This is a genomic window from Actinoplanes philippinensis (genome assembly GCF_900113015.1).
Taxonomy (GTDB): Bacteria; Actinomycetota; Actinomycetes; order Mycobacteriales; family Micromonosporaceae; genus Actinoplanes; species Actinoplanes philippinensis.
Window position 1 is genome coordinate 575,467 of sequence record NZ_FONV01000005.1, and the last position, 15,548, is coordinate 591,014.

Annotated in this window: 10 protein-coding genes; 5 read left to right on the forward strand and 5 right to left on the reverse strand. The window is 72.6% G+C overall.

Annotation, left to right across the window (positions count from 1 at the left end; translation table 11 throughout):
* Positions 1-79: 79 nt before the first annotated feature.
* Together BM290_RS15840 and BM290_RS15845 are read right to left on the reverse strand one after the other, a co-directional pair.
* On the reverse strand, positions 80-757 hold the full coding sequence (locus BM290_RS15840) for an L-type lectin-domain containing protein (protein WP_239143572.1): 678 nt from the start codon (positions 755-757) through the stop codon (positions 80-82).
* Positions 758-1,096: 339 nt separating this feature from the next.
* Positions 1,097-3,415 (reverse strand): GcvT family protein, encoded by a 2,319-nt coding sequence (locus tag BM290_RS15845; RefSeq protein ID WP_093614566.1) that lies wholly within the window; start codon positions 3,413-3,415, stop codon positions 1,097-1,099.
* 74 nt (positions 3,416-3,489) lie between these two features.
* Here BM290_RS15845 and BM290_RS15850 point away from each other — a divergent pair, with 74 nt between their 5' ends.
* From BM290_RS15850 to BM290_RS15870, 5 genes are all read left to right on the forward strand, one after another.
* Positions 3,490-4,257 (forward strand): glycerophosphodiester phosphodiesterase family protein, encoded by a 768-nt coding sequence (locus BM290_RS15850; RefSeq protein WP_093614569.1) that lies wholly within the window; start codon positions 3,490-3,492, stop codon positions 4,255-4,257.
* Positions 4,258-4,515: 258 nt separating this feature from the next.
* Positions 4,516-5,931 carry a hypothetical protein gene (locus tag BM290_RS51060; RefSeq protein WP_093614571.1) on the forward strand — a complete coding sequence of 472 codons (1,416 nt, stop codon included), beginning with the start codon at positions 4,516-4,518 and terminating at the stop codon, positions 5,929-5,931.
* A 221-nt stretch (positions 5,932-6,152) separates the two neighbouring features.
* Positions 6,153-6,983 (forward strand): siderophore-interacting protein, encoded by an 831-nt coding sequence (locus BM290_RS15860; RefSeq protein ID WP_093614793.1) that lies wholly within the window; start codon positions 6,153-6,155, stop codon positions 6,981-6,983.
* Between the two features lie 46 nt (positions 6,984-7,029).
* Positions 7,030-8,205 (forward strand): CynX/NimT family MFS transporter, encoded by a 1,176-nt coding sequence (locus BM290_RS15865; RefSeq protein WP_093614573.1) that lies wholly within the window; start codon positions 7,030-7,032, stop codon positions 8,203-8,205.
* A gap of 322 nt (positions 8,206-8,527) precedes the next feature.
* Positions 8,528-8,719 (forward strand): hypothetical protein, encoded by a 192-nt coding sequence (locus tag BM290_RS15870; RefSeq protein WP_143133750.1) that lies wholly within the window; start codon positions 8,528-8,530, stop codon positions 8,717-8,719.
* 1,049 nt (positions 8,720-9,768) lie between these two features.
* Here the strand turns inward: BM290_RS15870 and BM290_RS15885 are convergent.
* From BM290_RS15885 to BM290_RS15895, 3 genes are all read right to left on the reverse strand, one after another.
* The gene (locus tag BM290_RS15885) at positions 9,769-10,533 is read right to left on the reverse strand and encodes a hypothetical protein (RefSeq protein WP_143133751.1); all 765 of its coding nucleotides are present in this window, start codon (positions 10,531-10,533) and stop codon (positions 9,769-9,771) included.
* Positions 10,530-11,087: a hypothetical protein gene (locus BM290_RS15890; RefSeq protein WP_093614583.1), complete on the reverse strand. Its 558-nt coding sequence runs from the start codon at positions 11,085-11,087 to the stop codon at positions 10,530-10,532. The genes BM290_RS15885 and BM290_RS15890 overlap by 4 nt, the downstream gene beginning before the upstream one ends.
* Before the next feature lie 156 nt (positions 11,088-11,243).
* Positions 11,244-15,512, reverse strand: coding sequence for an AAA family ATPase (locus tag BM290_RS15895; RefSeq protein ID WP_093614585.1), 4,269 nt, complete (start codon positions 15,510-15,512; stop codon positions 11,244-11,246).
* Positions 15,513-15,548: the final 36 nt, after the last annotated feature.

Sequence of the window (15,548 nt, forward strand, 5' to 3'; positions counted from 1 at the left end):
CGGGGAGGGTGCAGTCGGCCCGGGCCGGGCCGGAGCAAGGGCAGGAGCCGGGGCGCGTGCCCCGGCGGGAGACGGCCGCTCACGCCTTGGGCGCGCCGACCGTCCACTCGTAGACGTCCTGGCGTGCGGTGAGGCTGCCGGTGGCGCCGGTGAACCCGACCCAGCCGCTGCTCACACCGGTCCGGGCGGCGAGGTTCACCGGCTGGTCGAGGAGGAGTTCCTCGGTGGCGCCCTGGCCGAGAGCACGGACGTGGACGGTCAGCCGGTGGTGGCCGGCGTCGTACCGGACCCGCGCCTGGAACGGCTTGCCGTAGAGCGGGATCGAGGATTCGGCGGCCGACTCGTACCGGTCCGGGTTGCCGTTGATCGAGACCGCGAGGTGGTTGCTGCTCGGATCCGGGGAGTTGCGGTAGATGTCGAACTCCACGGCCACGCTGTGGTGGATCCCGCGGTAGCCGAGACCGCCGCCCCAGCCGCCGAGCGCGCGCGGGCCCTCGCCCTGCGCCACGAAGGCGATGCCGTCGGCGCCGCGCTTGCCGCTGCGCAGGTGTGCCTTGAAGGTGGTCTCGAAGGAGCCGGTCAGGTCGACCTGCTCGGTGCTCCAGGCCGACCCGGCCTGGCGGTAACCGCCGTCGGTCAGGCGGATGACCCGCTCGTCGTCCCCGGCCCGCCACATCAGCGAGGCGGTTCCGTTCAGTGCCAGCGGGGGCGCGTACTTCGGCTCGGCGTCGGCCGCGAACGCTCCTCCCGAGTTCACCGCGGCCACTATCGAGAGCACGGCGGAGACCCAGAGACCGCCTCGCGCGACCCTGGGTGAACGAGAAAAGCGCACGACATACTCCACTTCAAACGGATTTGCCCGACTTAGACCTGGCCTAAGCTAGGGCAGTCCGCGAAGCCGTGTGAGCGAGTCCCGTTATTTACCCCGGACGGTTTCGTTTCGGCCGCCATGAGCAGGGGAAACACCGCTTTCGCCGATCCGGGTGCACCCACGATCGTGTGAACGGCGGAACCCGTGCGAGGCCCGACCCGATCGACTCGATGCTAGTCACACCGGGGCCACCCGCGACGCAGAATCGTCAGATAACTTCGCAGGTCAGCGCCGTGGACGCTGGTGCCGTGGATCGAAGAGCGGCTCGGTCGCCACGGTGGCGAGCAGCAGGCGGTCGAAATAGCCGATCTCCACCTGCGTTCCGGGCACGGCCAGGGCCGACGGCAACCAGGCGTACGCGATCGGCGCGCCCACCGACCAGCCGTACGCCGCGCTGGTCACGTGGCCCACCGGGAAGCCGCCCGCATACACCGGCTCACCGCCCAGTGGCACGTCCCCGGTGTCGGCCAGCACCAGGCAGGTGAGCCACCGCTCCGGGGCCCGGTCGCCGGCCGGCAACAGCCCCGCCTGGTACGGGTCGTCCTCACCGGTGACGTCCCGCCCCCAGGCGCGATGCCCCTTCTCCAGGCGCAGGCTGTCGAACGCCGCATGGCCGGCCGCGATCAGGCCGTGTTCCCGGCCGGCCTCCCACAGCGTGTCCCACAGGCGCAGCCCGTACTGCGCCTCGGTGTGGATCTCCCAACCCAGCTCGCCGACACCGGACAGCCGCAGCATCACCACCGGAACCGTGCCGACGTGCCCCTCGCGCGCGCGGAACCAGCGGAACCCCTCGGCCGACACGTCCACCTCGGTGAGCGGGGCGAGCAGCTCCCGGGCGGCCGGGCCCCACAGGCCGACCCCGCAGGTGCCGCCGGTGACATCACGGACCGAGACACCGGGCGGGGCGTGCCGGCGCAGCCAGTCGACGTCGAGCGGCCCGTTCCCGCCGATCCGGAACCGGTCCTCGCCGAGCCGGGCCACCGTGACGTCGCCGCGCACCCCGCCCGCCGGGTCGAGCATGACGGTGTGGACGACGGTCCCGGCCGGACGGTCCACGTCACCGGCCACCAGACCGGACAGGAAGGCGACCGGGCCGGTCACGTCGATCCGGGTCAGCGGGGTCATGTCGTAGAGGGCGACCCGGCGGCGGGTCGCCCGGGCCTCGGTCTCGGCGATCGGCGACCAGTGCCGCGACGACCACTCGTCCCGGGGGCGCGGCGACTCGGGGGGCGGGTTCGTCGCGTACCAGAGAGGTCGCTCCCACCCGGCGGCCTCGCCGAAGACCGCGCCCAGCTCGGCCTGCCGGGGATGGAACGGGCTGACCCGGACGTTGCGCACCGGCGGCGGATCGGCCGGGTGCACGATGTCGTGGATCTCGACGAACGTGCGTACCGCCCGGCGGCGCACGTAGTCGGGCGAGAGCTGGGCCGCGTCGAACCGGTTGAGGTCGCACTCGTGCAGGTCGATCGCGGGCCGGCCGTCGGCCATCCACTCGGCGACCGCCTTCGCGGCCCCGGCCGAATGGGCCGCCCGGACCGCCTCCGCCACCCAGAGACCCCGCAGCGACGCCGCCTCGCCGAGCAGCGGGAAACCGTCGGGGGTGAACGAGAGGACGCCGTTGAACGCCTCCTCCGGGGTGGCGCCGCGCAGCGCCGGGATCAGCTCGGCGGACGCCGCCCAGGACTGCCTGAACGTGTCCGGCGTGAACGGCAGCTTCGACGGGTGGTCGTCACCGGGCAGGTCGGCGAGGTCGACGGGCATCGGCTCGTGCCGGTACGACCCGATGCCGAGCCGATCCCCGTGGGCCCGGAAGTACAGGTCACGGTCCGGGTGGCACAGGATCGGCAGGCCGTCGGAGGCGCCGGCCGGAGTGGTTCGTACGTACTGGTGGGCCATCGGCAGCAGCGGGATCGGCACCCCGGTCATCGCCGCGATCGCCGGCCCCCAGAACCCGGCGCAGCTGACCACCAGGTCGGCCCGGAACTCCTCGTCGGCGGTCGCGACGCCGGTGACCCGCCCGGCGCGGGAGAGCACCCGGGTGACCGCCCGGTCGCCGAGGAACCGGGCGCCCCGCGACGTGGCCCGGGCGGCCTGCGTCTCGGCCGCGCGGACCGCCGGGAGCAGTCCGTCGGACGGCACATACAGTCCGCCGCTAATTACTGATTTGTCCAATAATGGGTACAACGTTGCGCAGGCGGCCGGATCCAGGACCGATGACGGGACCCCCCACGACTGCCCGAACCCGAACCGGCGGTGCAACTCGGCGAGACGGGCCGGCGTCGTCGCCACCTCGAGACTGCCGACCGGGGAGAAACAGCCGAGCCCGGCGTACTTCTCGGCGGTGTAACGGGCGAGCCGCGACAGGGTCCGGGACGGATGGATCTGGAAGACCAGCCCCGGCGCGTGCGAGGTGGAGCCGCCGGTCACGAAGAGCGGGCCCCGATCCAGCACGGTGACGTCGGTCCACCCGCGGCCGGTCAGCTCGTCGGCGAGCGCGCACCCGACGATCCCCGCGCCGATGATGACAACAGTGGGTCCGGACATCGCGCCCCCTCTACGCCGCCACCGCCATTCGACCTCTTTCGGGCGACGTCGACAAGCCCCGGCATACTGCCCCGGTGGTCCACCCGTATCTGGACAGTCCAGGCCCGCTCGCCTTCGCGCACCGCGGCGGGGCCGCCGACGGCGACGAGAACACCGCCGAGGCGTTCCGGCGCGCCGTCGACATGGGCTATCGGTACGTGGAGACCGACGTGCACGCCACCGCGGACGGGGTGCCGGTCGTCATCCACGACGCGGAACTCGACCGGGTCGCCGGGCAGCCGGCCCGCGTCGCCGACCTGACCTGGGCCGACCTCTCCTCGGTACGGGTCGGGGGCGCCGCCGCCGTACCCCGCCTCGACGAGGTCCTGGACGCCTGGCCGGGGATCCGCTTCAACGTGGACGTCAAGGCCGACGGGGTGGTCGCGCCGGCCGTCGCCGCGGTCCGGGCCGCCGGCGCCGAGGACCGGGTGCTGCTCGCCTCGTTCAGCGACGCCCGGCTGGCCCGGGTCCGCGCGCTGACCGGGCCACGGGTGGCCACCTCCCTGGGCCTGCGGGCCACCGCCCGGCTGTGGCTCGCCGCGACCGCCGGGGTGCGCCTGCGGGTGCCGGAGTCGGCGGTCGCCGCCCAGATCCCGGTCCGCCACGGCCGGGTCACCGTGCTCACTCCGCGATTTCTCACCTATCTGCACCGGCTCGGATTGCAGGTCCATGTGTGGACGATCGACGATCCGGAAGAAATGAATCGGCTCCTCGACATGGGTGTCGACGGCATCATGACGGACCGTATCGAGGTGTTGCGCGACGTCTATGTCGCGCGCGGTTTCTGGCCCGCTGACGGATAGTGGCGTTCACCGCTCTATCAGTTACCATTCCTGGTCAGAGACTTTTCTCCACATCCGCGTGAACCCTGGACATCATCCGTTCGGATGATCCCCGGGGTTCGAGGGCCGATCCACATATTTTCTTTAAGGCGGCCATAAGAATTCTCCGATCCCGGTTCCGGAATTGCTTTCTGTGAGACGCGCCCCTAACGTCTGGGCGGTCGGCGCCGGGATCCGGCGCCGTCATTGACCGGGGAATCGGAAAAAGAAGGTCTCGTCATGCGAAGCTCGGGGCAACGACGTACCCGGCTGTTGGCCGCCGGCGCAGTAGTCATCGCCATCGGCGGGGTGATCGGCTTCACCCAGTTCGCCAACGCGGCGGACACCGACAACAGCACCAAGGCCGGTGAGAGCGGAGCCGGAAAGGTCGTCGGCAACAACCTGACGATCCTCACCGACACCTGTGTGGACAGCGATCTGGAGGCGCACGACGGTTTCCAGAAGGGCAACCGGTGCGTCTCGACCGAGTTCGGTGAGGTCGGCGTGGCCGCCAACAACCCGACTCTCCTGATCACCCAGGCGCCCGATGAGGTCACCGTCGGCACGCCGTTCCAGCTGCGGATCAGCACCCGCAACCTGATCCGGGACCGGTTCCTCGCGGCCGGGCAGGGCGGGTACTACGTGGAGAGCAGCGTCCTGCAGAACGGCATTGTCCGCGGCCACTTCCACACCGCCTGCCGGATCCTGAACAGCGACGACGAGGCGCCCGAGTCCGCGCCGGTGCCGGCGTTCTTCGTCGCGACCGAGGACCGCCGCGGCGGCGCCGAGCCGGACACCGTGACCATTCAGGTGCCGGGGCTGCCGCAGGAGGGCGAGTTCCAGTGCTCGTCGTGGGCGGGTGACGGGTCGCACCGGATCCCGATGATGGAGCGCGCCAACCAGACGCCGGCCCTCGACTCCGTCCGGGTCACCGTCCGCGCCGCGAACAACGGCGGCAACCAGGGCGGCAACAACGGCGGGAACCAGGGCGGCGGCAACAACGGCGGCAACCAAGGCGGCAACCAAGGCGGCGGCAACAACGGCGGGAACCAAGGCGGCAACCAAGGCGGCAACCAAGGCGGCGGCAACAACGGCGGGAACAACAACGGCGGCGGGAACAACAACGGCGGCGCCGTGACCCCGACGACGCCGGCGACGAAGCCGGCGACCGCCAAGCCGAACAGCACCGTGATCACCGCGACCCCGCGTAACACCACGACCACGAAGAACGAGGACGAGGAAGAGGCCGGCACCTCGGGGGCGACCACCAAGGCCACCCCGACCCCGACCAGGACCCCGGCCGGCACGAAGTCCGAATCTTCGGAGTCTGAAAACTCTGAAGAATCCTCGCAGTCCGAGGAGAACACCCAGAAGCCGGTCACGACGAAGAAGACCACCAAGGCGGCCGAGCCGGAATACGACGTCGACGCCGAGCCCACCGACGGTCCCGGTCTCGCCGCCGACCCCGGCGACGGCGCCCCCGACCAGCCGGAGCGCACCAGCGGCGGGACGGTCGCCGAGCCCCCCGCCCAGGGCGGCGCCGTCAACCTGGTCAGCAGCAACCTGGCGTGGATCGGCGGCGGCGCGGTGATGGTCCTGATCGGCCTGCTGATCGCGGCCTTCCTGCGGACCCGGCCCCGCAACACCTGGCGCTGACCCCGCGCCACGGCACCCGTGACGGCGGGCAGGACCCTCTCGGTCCTGCCCGCCGCCCGCATGTCCGGGCTGCGTATCCCCCGGATCGCCACACCCGGCGGCCACCGGGTGAGAAATTTCCGGAAAGTGGAGCCGGGCGGGTTGATCGGCCAAAATAAGGGTAGCCTTACCCGCCGATGACCGATCGACGGCAGTTCCCTTTCGGCAGTGAGGTGCAGTCCATGGCGAACAGACCCGCGCGACCGGCCCACGAGGGTGTGGTCACCCGCGTGGAGCAGCTGACCCCGCACATGGTGCGTGTCGTGGTCGGCGGTGACGCTCTGACCCGGATCGACGCCGGGGAGTTCACCGACCACTACATCAAGGTGCTGTTCCCGCTGCCCGGGGTCACCTATCCGGAGCCGTTCGATCAGGGCGTCATCCGGGAGACGCTGCCGCGTGAGGCGTGGCCCGTCGTCCGGACCTACACGGTGCGTAAATGGCTGCCCGAGGCCGGCGAGATGTGGGTCGACTTCGTGGTTCACGGCGACGAGGGCATCGCCGGCCCGTGGGCGGCGTCCGCCCGGCCCGGCGACCCGTTCCGGTTCATGGGCCCCGGCGGCGGTTACACGCCGGACCCCACGGCCGACTGGCACCTGCTCGCCGGCGACGAGAGCGCGCTGCCGGCGATCAGCGCGGCCCTGGAGCGGATGCCCGAGGGCGCGAAGGTGCGGGCGTTCATCGAGGTCGCCGGCCCCGACGAGGAGCAGAAGATCGAGACCCGGGCGGACGCCGAGATCACCTGGCTGCACCGGGGCGCCGGCGCCGGGCTCGTCGACACGGTCCGCGGGCTGGACTTCCCGGCCGGGCGGCTGCAGGCGTTCGTGCACGGCGAGGCCAACGCCGTCCGTGAGCTGCGCCGGTTCCTGCGGGTCGAGCTCGCCGTCCCGATGAGCCAGCTCTCCATCTCCGGGTATTGGCGGCGCGGCATGAACGAGGACGGCTGGCAGTCCAGCAAGCGCGAGTGGAACGAGCAGATCGAGCGTGAGCAGGAGCCGGCCACCGCCGCATGACGACGCTGTAAGGAGTGTTACGCCGGTCACCCGATACGCTGGGTGAGTGGTGATCCAGGAGAAGACCCGTGCCGGCGGGCTGTTCGCACTGACGGCGCTCCTCCTCGCCGCGGTCAACCTCCGGCTCGCGGTCACCAGCATCGGCCCGGTTCTCACCGAGATCCGGGCCGGGCTCGGCATGAGCGCCACCGTGGCCGGGCTGCTCACGTCCGTACCCGTGCTGTGTTTCGCCTCGATCGGTCTCGCGGCGCCCCGCCTCGCCCGGCGGTTCGGCGCCGCGCGGGTCGTCCTCGGCGGTCTGCTGCTGCTCGCCGCCGGCCTCACGATCCGGCCGTTCGCCGGCGGCGCCGCGCTGTTCCTGCTCTTCAGCACCGTCGCCCTGGCCGGGATCGCCCTGGTCAACGTGCTGCTGCCGTCGATCGTCAAGGACCGCTTCCCGGACCGGGTGGGCACGGTCACCGGCCTCTACTCGGTGGCGCTCAACATCGGCGCCACCACGGCCGCCGCCGCGACCGTGCCGATCACCGGCGCCTTCGGCGACGACTGGCGGCTGGGGCTCGCCTGCTGGTCGCTGGCCGCGCTCCTCGCCCTTCCGCCGTGGCTGATGATGGCCCGATCGCGCGAGGTCACCGCCGATTCCGACACCCCCTCCGCGGTACGGGTGAGCCGCCACCCGGTCGCGTGGGCCCTCGCCGTGTATTTCGGCATGCAGTCCACCTCGGCGTACGTGATCATCGGCTGGCTCCCGGAGATCTACCGCGATGCCGGCCTCTCCCCCGCGCTGGCCGGTGTCCTGTTCGCCGTCACGTCGCTGCTCGGCGTGCCACTGTCGTTCCTGCTCTCGGCGTACGCCGGCCGCCTCCGCTCGCAGAGCGGCATCGCCCTCGGCCTGGGCCTCTTCGGCATCGCCGGCTGGGCCGGCCTGTGGGCCTCCCCCGCCGCCGCCCCCTGGCTGTGGGCGATCCTCCTCGGCATCGTCAACGCCGCGTTCCCCCTGGCCCTGACGATGATCGCCCTCCGCGGCCGCACCCCCGCCACCGTCGTGCAGTTGTCCGCGTTCGCCCAGAGCATCGGCTACCTCTTCGCCATCCCCGGCCCCATCCTGGTCGGGGCCTTGCACGACGCCTCCGGCGGCTGGCGGGTGCCGCTGGCCTTGATGGTCGCCCTGATGGTCCCGCAGATCCTGGCCGGCATGGCCGCCGGCCGAAACCGCCAGATCTGACCGCGGACGCCGGGCGCCCCCACATCGCCGGAAGGCCTCAGCGGTTGTAGAAGTCCGCCTTGACGTCGGGCAGGGGCGCGTCGTCGAGACCGAAAAAACGTCAGCGGCGGGAGGAACGAGCTTGGTCCGCACCTGGTCCATGGTGCGGCTCATCGCCCCGAGTGCGACGACCAGCAGTTCCTCCTGCTCATCGATACGAGCCTGCAGGGTATAGAGGGCAGTGGACATCGACTGGATCACGTCCTGGACCGTGGCTCCCGAGATGGGCGCCGGCTCGTCCTTCCTGTCCGGGACGGTGCCGAGAGTGGCACCGAGGCCCTGGATGACCTCGGCACCGAGAACCGCTCCGGCCGGGATGCTCTCCGGCGCGACGGCGACCACGATCACGGCGGCGATAGCGCCGGCGACGGTCAGCACGGTCTGCGTGCTCTTCTTCCGGTTCAGGCACCAGGCGTCGAGCGAGTCGAGCACTTTGATGGTGTCCTCGCCGATGTTCCACGCGTCGGTGAGCTGACAGCGGCGGATCTCCAGGTGAGCCTCCATGATCTCGGCCAGGTTGAGAGCCACATGCTGCTGCAACAGCGCCGCTTCACTCAGCTTGCTGCAGTAGCCGGAGAACTCGGTCGCCCCGTCGCCCTCCCAATGGTTCATGTGGATGTTGACGATGTTCCCGACCAGCTGGTTGATCGATTCGGACTCTCCGCTGTCGCCGGCGAGGACCTCGGTGGACAGTTGTCCTTCGGCTCGGCGGGAGATCCGCAGGTTGGGTATGAGGGTGCCGGCCACCCGGTACAGCGGCCCGGTCATCCCTTCGACGGCGGTGTCCGGGTCGGGAACCGAGAAGGCGGTGAAGTACTGGGGAACGTCGGCGAGCGCCTGTCGTACGTACTCCTGGACGTTGGCGTTGTCCGACGGCTCACCCGACGCCGGCGGCTGGTAGTGCGGGTTGTCGGTGTCGACGCCGACGGAGCCGTATCGGCTGTAGTCGTTGATCGAGCCCTGCTGTGCCATGCTGTACGACTCGTCCTGCCAGAGGACGACCTCGGCAGCCTTGTCGATGATGCGCTGACCCAGGTTCTGCAGATCGCTGTAACTGCGGTACACGTAGTCCTTGGCCATGGCCCGCTCATACCACGCGACCCGGAGCGGAGGCGGCGCCTCGGCCGGGACGCGTTCGCCGGTCACCGTGCCGTGCGGCGTGCCGCCGGCTCCCCAGTCGGTTCGCAGGATCGCCTTGCCGCTTACGGTGTCGGTCTCCTCGTAGAGTTCCGCGATGTGGACCACGGTTGCGGCAGCGATGTGCAGGTTCTCCGCGTTCTGCGCGAGGATGTTCTGCAGGTCGTCCCGCAGGATCCGCCAGAGACCCGCGATCCGGGCGGGCGGCCCACCGGGCGGGTCCTGGAAGGCTGCCTGCTCCGCAACGGCGGTCTCCGCCACCACGTTGTTGACCTTGGCGTAGGTGAGACCGAGCAGCGGCAGATCCATCCGGCCGATGATGTAGAGGGCGTTGATGTCGGTGGTGAAGTACTCGGACATGTCTCTCCCCGTTCCGTCTCGTCCGGCTCAGACGGCACACGCCGCGACCGGCACCGGATTCGCGCGCAGCGCGTCCTGACCCTGGGCGACGGCGATTTCCGTCCTGGCCGGATCCGCGGCCTCAGGCACCGCCAGATCGACGCTCACCCGGTCGCCGCGGATGAGGGCCGGCCGTCCGTAGATGATCTTCCCGGCGCGATCCCGGAGGATCAGGCTCGCCGCCGGTGAGCAGAGCGCGGCGCCCGCCGGCTCGGTGACGATGCGGCCGGTCACCGCGGAACGGCCATGGCTGTCGGGCGTGCTGACGGTCAGGTCGGCGACCCGGACCGTGCGAGGCCACGCCGCGAACGCGTCGGCCGGGGCCGGCTCACCGCCGGTGAACACGGCTTCGACAGTGCCGACCCGGACCGCGTCGTCCAGCTGGAAATAGCCGGCTCCCGCAAGTTCCTGACCCGGAAGCAGGACCGTCAGGTCGGGTAGATCGATGTCCTCACCGGCGAGCCGGCGGCCGTCCGCGCCGAGGACCCGCACCGTCACCGCGGCATTGACCAGGGCGTACGGACAGGCGTTACGGGTGGCGACGCCGTACCGCACGTCCCGCTCGTCGGCGGTGAACCCGATCTCGGTGATCGTCGGCAGACATTCGGCGGGCAGCGACGTGGCCGGCCGCGGGATCGCCGAAGCGGCCACCGGCGGATTCTCCTCGGCGCCACGGCTCGTGCACGCGGCGAGCCCTCCCGTCAGGAGCAGCGCCGCAGCGGCTGCAGATCTGGACCAGCGATGCTTGTTCACCAGCGCTCCCCCGTCGGTCGGCCGGCGGGCCTGCTCCGCCGCCAGGGCGGTAAACCGTCGGCCAGGTCGTAGTACCTGTCGAGCAGCCGCATCCGGGCTGACCGGTATGCGGTGATGGTGGCGGATCCCGTGGCCAGTGCCTCGGTGACGAAACGGTCCTGAGCCAGCGACCGCTGGGTGCCGGCTGCCAGATCGACCGTCCAGAAGGCGAGTGCCCGGCTGGTCATGGTCACCCATCCACCCGGCGAGGATGCGGAGACGGTGAGTTCCTCGGCCTCCTGCTCGAACCGGCGGTCCTCGGGATCGGGATCCGGCTCGGGAAAGCCGAGAAAGGAGTTCTCCACCTCGACGTACTCCCGGTGATAGCGCACCCAGAGCATCGTGGCGATCCGGCTCAGGCGGCGACCCAGTTCGGCGTCGGTGCAGGACCCGTATGACCGGTTCCGGAACTCCAGGGCCAGTTGCATTCGCCCGGAGAGGCGGGCTCGGATCTGGCCGTCCGGGGTGGTGGCCTCGGCGTCGATGCGCTCGAGGAGTCTGGCGAGCTCGCCCATTGGTGATCCGTCCAGCTTGATCGACAACTGTCGCTTGCTGTCTTCGCAGGAGGGTACGCCCAGGCCGCCGGACCGGTTCGATCGTCGAGGCGACTGTCCGGAAGGGGACGACCCGGTGTGCCGGAACGGAGGACGTGCCGGCATCCGGGGCCCGCTTCAGCCGAACTGCCGGCAATAGTCGGGGACGGGAGCGCCGTCGTTGCGGCTCAGCGACGTGGCGATGCCGCAGAGCTTGCGGCCGGCCGTCGCCGGGTCGAGCGGCCACACCGAGACGAGCGAGTCGAACGATCCGCTGACCAGCAGCCGGCCGTCCGGTGAGAACGCCAGCGCCGCGATCACGCCGGCGTGCCCGCGCAGGGTGGCCAGCGGCGCCCGGGTCGTGGTGTCCCAGAGTTGGACCGGGCCGCTGCGGTCGCCCACCGCGAGGGTCCGCCCGTCCGGCGCGTACGCCACCCGGTCGACCTGCTCCCCCTGCTCGGCGGTGGTCCACAGGGAGGTCGAGCCGTCGCCGGAGCGGATGTCGACCCGCCGGTTCGTCCCGGCCACCGCCATGGTGCGGCCGTCCGGCGCGACCGCCAGGTCCAGTGGCTGGTAGCGGCCCAACGGCCGGGGCTCGCCGACGGCGCTCAGGTCGGCGGTCCGCCAGGAGCGCAGGTCGCCGGTGAAGCCCTCGTCGTTCCGCGCGACACTGCCGGTGGTCACCGCGGCGTACAGGGTGGCGCCGTCGGCGGAGAAGTCGAGCGCATAACTCGACTCCACCTTCTCCTCGGAGGGCTTGGCCAGCGTGATCGTCCCGCGCATCCGGCGGGTGTCGACGTCGTAGACCTGGATTCCGCCGGGTGTCCAGGCCGGGCCCTCGCCGAGACACGCGAACGTCGCCACCGCGAGCAGCCGCCCGTCCGGGGACGCGGCCAGATCACCCGTGCACGATCCGAGGTCCGTCGAGGACTGTCGTTTCCCGGTCTCGTCCCACAGCTCCAGCGTGCCCTCGGCGGTGATCATGCCGAGCAGCCCGTCGGCCGCGTACACCAGCCCGTTCACCGGTCCGGCCGGGCGGAACGACGCGGTCCGTACCCTCGTGGCGGTGTCCCAGACCCGGACCGTGCCGTCCTGGCCGCCGGCCGCGATCCGCCGCCCGTCCGGCGAGAACACCGCGCCGTAGACCTCGCCGTCGGTGTTCAGCGAGTCGACGACCCGCCGGTGCACGACCGACGGCCCGGTCGGCGCGGTCACCACGACCACTTGGCCGTTCGCCGAGGCGGCCGCCGCACCGTACGACGACAGGCCGGTCCGCAGTGTGCCGTGCGTGCCGTTGGTGATCGACCACAGGTCCACGCTGCGCAGCGCTGCCGCCGAGATGATCATGCCGTCGCCGGCGACCGCGAAGGGCGCCGGCGGCGCGCTCGTGTGCCCCTCCGGGGTGATGTCGCGCAGTTTGCGGCCGGTGCCCGGCTCCCACTGCCGGAGCCGGCCCTGCCCGCCGGGCCCCGCCTCGTTCGTGACCAGCGAGCCGTCCGGCCCGAAGGCGAGGTACGTGGGGCCGGTCAGCGCCATCGTCCGCCGGCCGTCGTCGACCCGCCGGACCTCGGCGGCCCCGCCCGGACCGGCCGCCGCGACGTACCTGCCGTCCCGGCTCACCGACAGTGACGTGACTGCGTCGAGCCCGACCGGCACGGTACGGACCACCCGCCCGGTGACCGCGTCCCAGAGCCCGAGGTCCTTCGGCTCGGCGGTGCCCCCGGCCACCACCGTGGTGCTGCCGGGCAGCCAGTCGACCGCCCCGGCCGCGGGCAGCGCCCGGACCGGCTCGCCGGTGGCCGCGTCCCAGATCCGCACCCCGTTGTCCGGCACCAGCGCGCCGGAGGCCAGATAGCGGCCGTCCGGGGAGAACGCCACCGAGACCACCCAGGTCGTCTCGATGCCCTCCGGTGGCGCCGGGTAGGCGAGCGGCTGTCCCACCTCGGTCAGCGAGGCGGTGTCCCAGAGCCGTACGATGCCCTTGTTGTCGCCGACCGCGATCCGCGACCCGTCCGGGCTGACCGCCGCCGAGTAGCCGCCCGGCACCGTGCCGAGCTGCCCGGCGAAGCGCACCATCTGGGTGGAGAGCAGCGCGCCCCGGGCCTCGGTCGTCGGCTCCTCGCTCCAGGCGGCCAGCGCCCGGCGGACCGCGGCCGGCTCGTCGCGGTCCAGCAGGGCCACGGCCTCGGCCGCGTACTGCCGGGAGCGGGCGTCCCGGCCGGCCGCGTCGGCGGTGCGCTGCCGGTCCACCGCGACCAGGCCGCCGCCCACCGCCAGCAGCAGGGCCGCGGCCAGCCCGGCGACCATCCGGCGCAGCCGCCGGGTGGCGCGTTCACGGGCCCGCTGCTCACCGGCGGCGGCCGCGGCCCCGGCCGCCAGATATTCGCCGACCAGCGGGGGCACGCCGTCACCGGCCGGGACCCGCTCGCCGGCGGCCAGCAGGCGCGAGCCCCGGGGCAGCAGGTCGGGATCGCGGCCGGACCGGTCCCAGTCCCGGGCCGCCTCGGTCACCGACTGGCGCAGCAGCAGGTCCTCGCGGGCCTCGGCCACCCAGCCGGCCAGCCGCGGCCAGCTGGTCAGCAGCGCCTCGTGGCTGATCTCCACGGTGTCCGCGCCGACCGTGACCAGCCGGGCCCGGACCAGGCGGCGCAGCACCCGGGAGTCGCTGGCCGCCCGCTCGCCGCGGCGGCGCACGGCCGTACCGTCGCCGGTGACCGTGACCAGCGCGAGCAGGGCGTCCCGCAGCCGGTCGCGGTCCTCCGGCGGCAGGTCGAGGTAGATGCCCTCGGCGGTCTCCGCGATCGCGTGCCGGATGCCGCCGGTGGCCAGGTAGGCGGCGACGGTCAGCCGGATGCCCTCCCGGCGGTCCCAGGTGGCGCGCAGCGCGTGGGCCAGCAGCGGCAGCGCCCCCGGCTCGTAGCCGTCCGGCCCGTCCGCGCCCAGGTCGCGCAGCAGCAGGTCGGGCAGGCCCGGCTCGACGGTGAGGCCGGCGTGCTCGGCCGGCTCGACGACGGCCCGGCGGATCTCGGCCGCGTCCAGCGGTCCCAGCACGACGTGCCCGGCGGCGAGGATCCGGGCCAGCGGCGGCAGCGCGGCGCAGGCCGGGTAGAAGTCGGAGCGGACGGCGATCACCACGAGCGCGGGCGCCGCCTCGGCCAGCGCCGTCGCGTAGGCGAGGCGTTCGGCCGGGTCGGGGCACTGGGTGAACAGCTCCTCGAACTGGTCCACCACCACGATCGGGCGACGGCCCGCCGCGGCCGCCTTCGCGGCCAGCGCCCCGATCCGGTACGGCTCCGCACGCACCGCCTTCACCAGGTCGTCGTGCGGCACCTCGTCGTCCGGCCCGGCCAGGCCGCCCACGGGGTCGGCGAGCGGGGAGGCGCCGGACGCGGCCAGGCCGTACAGGCGGCCCACCAGGTCGGCGAGCGGGGAGGCGCCGGGCGCGGTCAGCACCCAGGCCCACGAGGCGGGCTCCTCGCCCAGCGCGCCGACGCCGAGGGCTGGCAGCAGTCCGGCCCGCAGCAGCGACGACTTGCCGGCGCCGGACACCCCGGTGACGATCAGCGGCGGCCCGCCCACGGCCTGCTCGGCGAGCCAGCTGAGCAGCTGCGCGATCTGCGTCTCCCGGCCGCGGAAACGGGACGCGTCCTCCGGCTGGAAGCTGACCAGGCCGGGGTACGGCGGAACGGCTCCCCCGGGCACGTCGGCGGGCACCCCGTCACCGCCCGGCAGCTGCTCCCGGGTCACCTCGGCCAGGTGCCGCCGGACCTGCTCCAGCTGGCGGCTCAGCTCCAGGCTCTGCACCGCGAACTGCCGGCGCAGCCCGTCGACGCTCTGCCGCACCTCGGCGAGCATCCAGCCCAGCTCGCCCACGCCCAGCCCGAGCTCCCGGAACGCCGCCTCCAGCTGGTGCCGCAGCTCCTCGTCGGTGGTGGCGGCCTCGGCGATGGCGGCGCCGACCGCGTCCACCTCGCGCAGCACCCGGGAGACCTCCTCGTGCAGGGCCTTGCCCCGCTCGTCGGCGGCGGCGAGCCGGGGCAGCAGGTCGGCGGCGATCGCGTCGCGCCACTGTTCCTCGCTCCAGCCGGCCGCCCGCGGGTCCCGGTCGCGCAGCCGTTTCGCCGTCTCGGTCAGGCTGTCGGCGAGGAAGTTGCTGCCCAGGCCGCCGACCTGGTCGAGGGCGGCGGCGAAGGCGTCGGGGGCGCCGAGGCCGGCGCCGGCCACCGGGGCGACCGCGGAGGCGGTGAGAAAGGCGAGGATGGCGTACGGGCTGGCCGATCGCAGTCCGGCCCGGGCACGGCGGCCGGTCGCCCGGACCCAGGAGCGCACGCCCGCACGGGCCCGTTCGACGGCGGCCGGGCGCTCGGGGTCGCGGGGGCGGGGCTCACGGGGCTCGGACTCGGTCAACGCTCCTCCGTGGACATCGACGGACGTAGCCGATCT

Coding starts and splice junctions, on each gene's coding strand:
- BM290_RS15845 (WP_093614566.1), bottom strand. CDS start 3,415: ATGTCCGGACCCACTGTTGTCATCATCGGCGCGGGGATCGTCGGGTGC.
- BM290_RS51060 (WP_093614571.1), top strand. CDS start 4,516: ATGCGAAGCTCGGGGCAACGACGTACCCGGCTGTTGGCCGCCGGCGCA.
- BM290_RS15860 (WP_093614793.1), top strand. CDS start 6,153: ATGGCGAACAGACCCGCGCGACCGGCCCACGAGGGTGTGGTCACCCGC.
- BM290_RS15870 (WP_143133750.1), top strand. CDS start 8,528: ATGACCTCGGCACCGAGAACCGCTCCGGCCGGGATGCTCTCCGGCGCG.
- BM290_RS15890 (WP_093614583.1), bottom strand. CDS start 11,087: ATGGGCGAGCTCGCCAGACTCCTCGAGCGCATCGACGCCGAGGCCACC.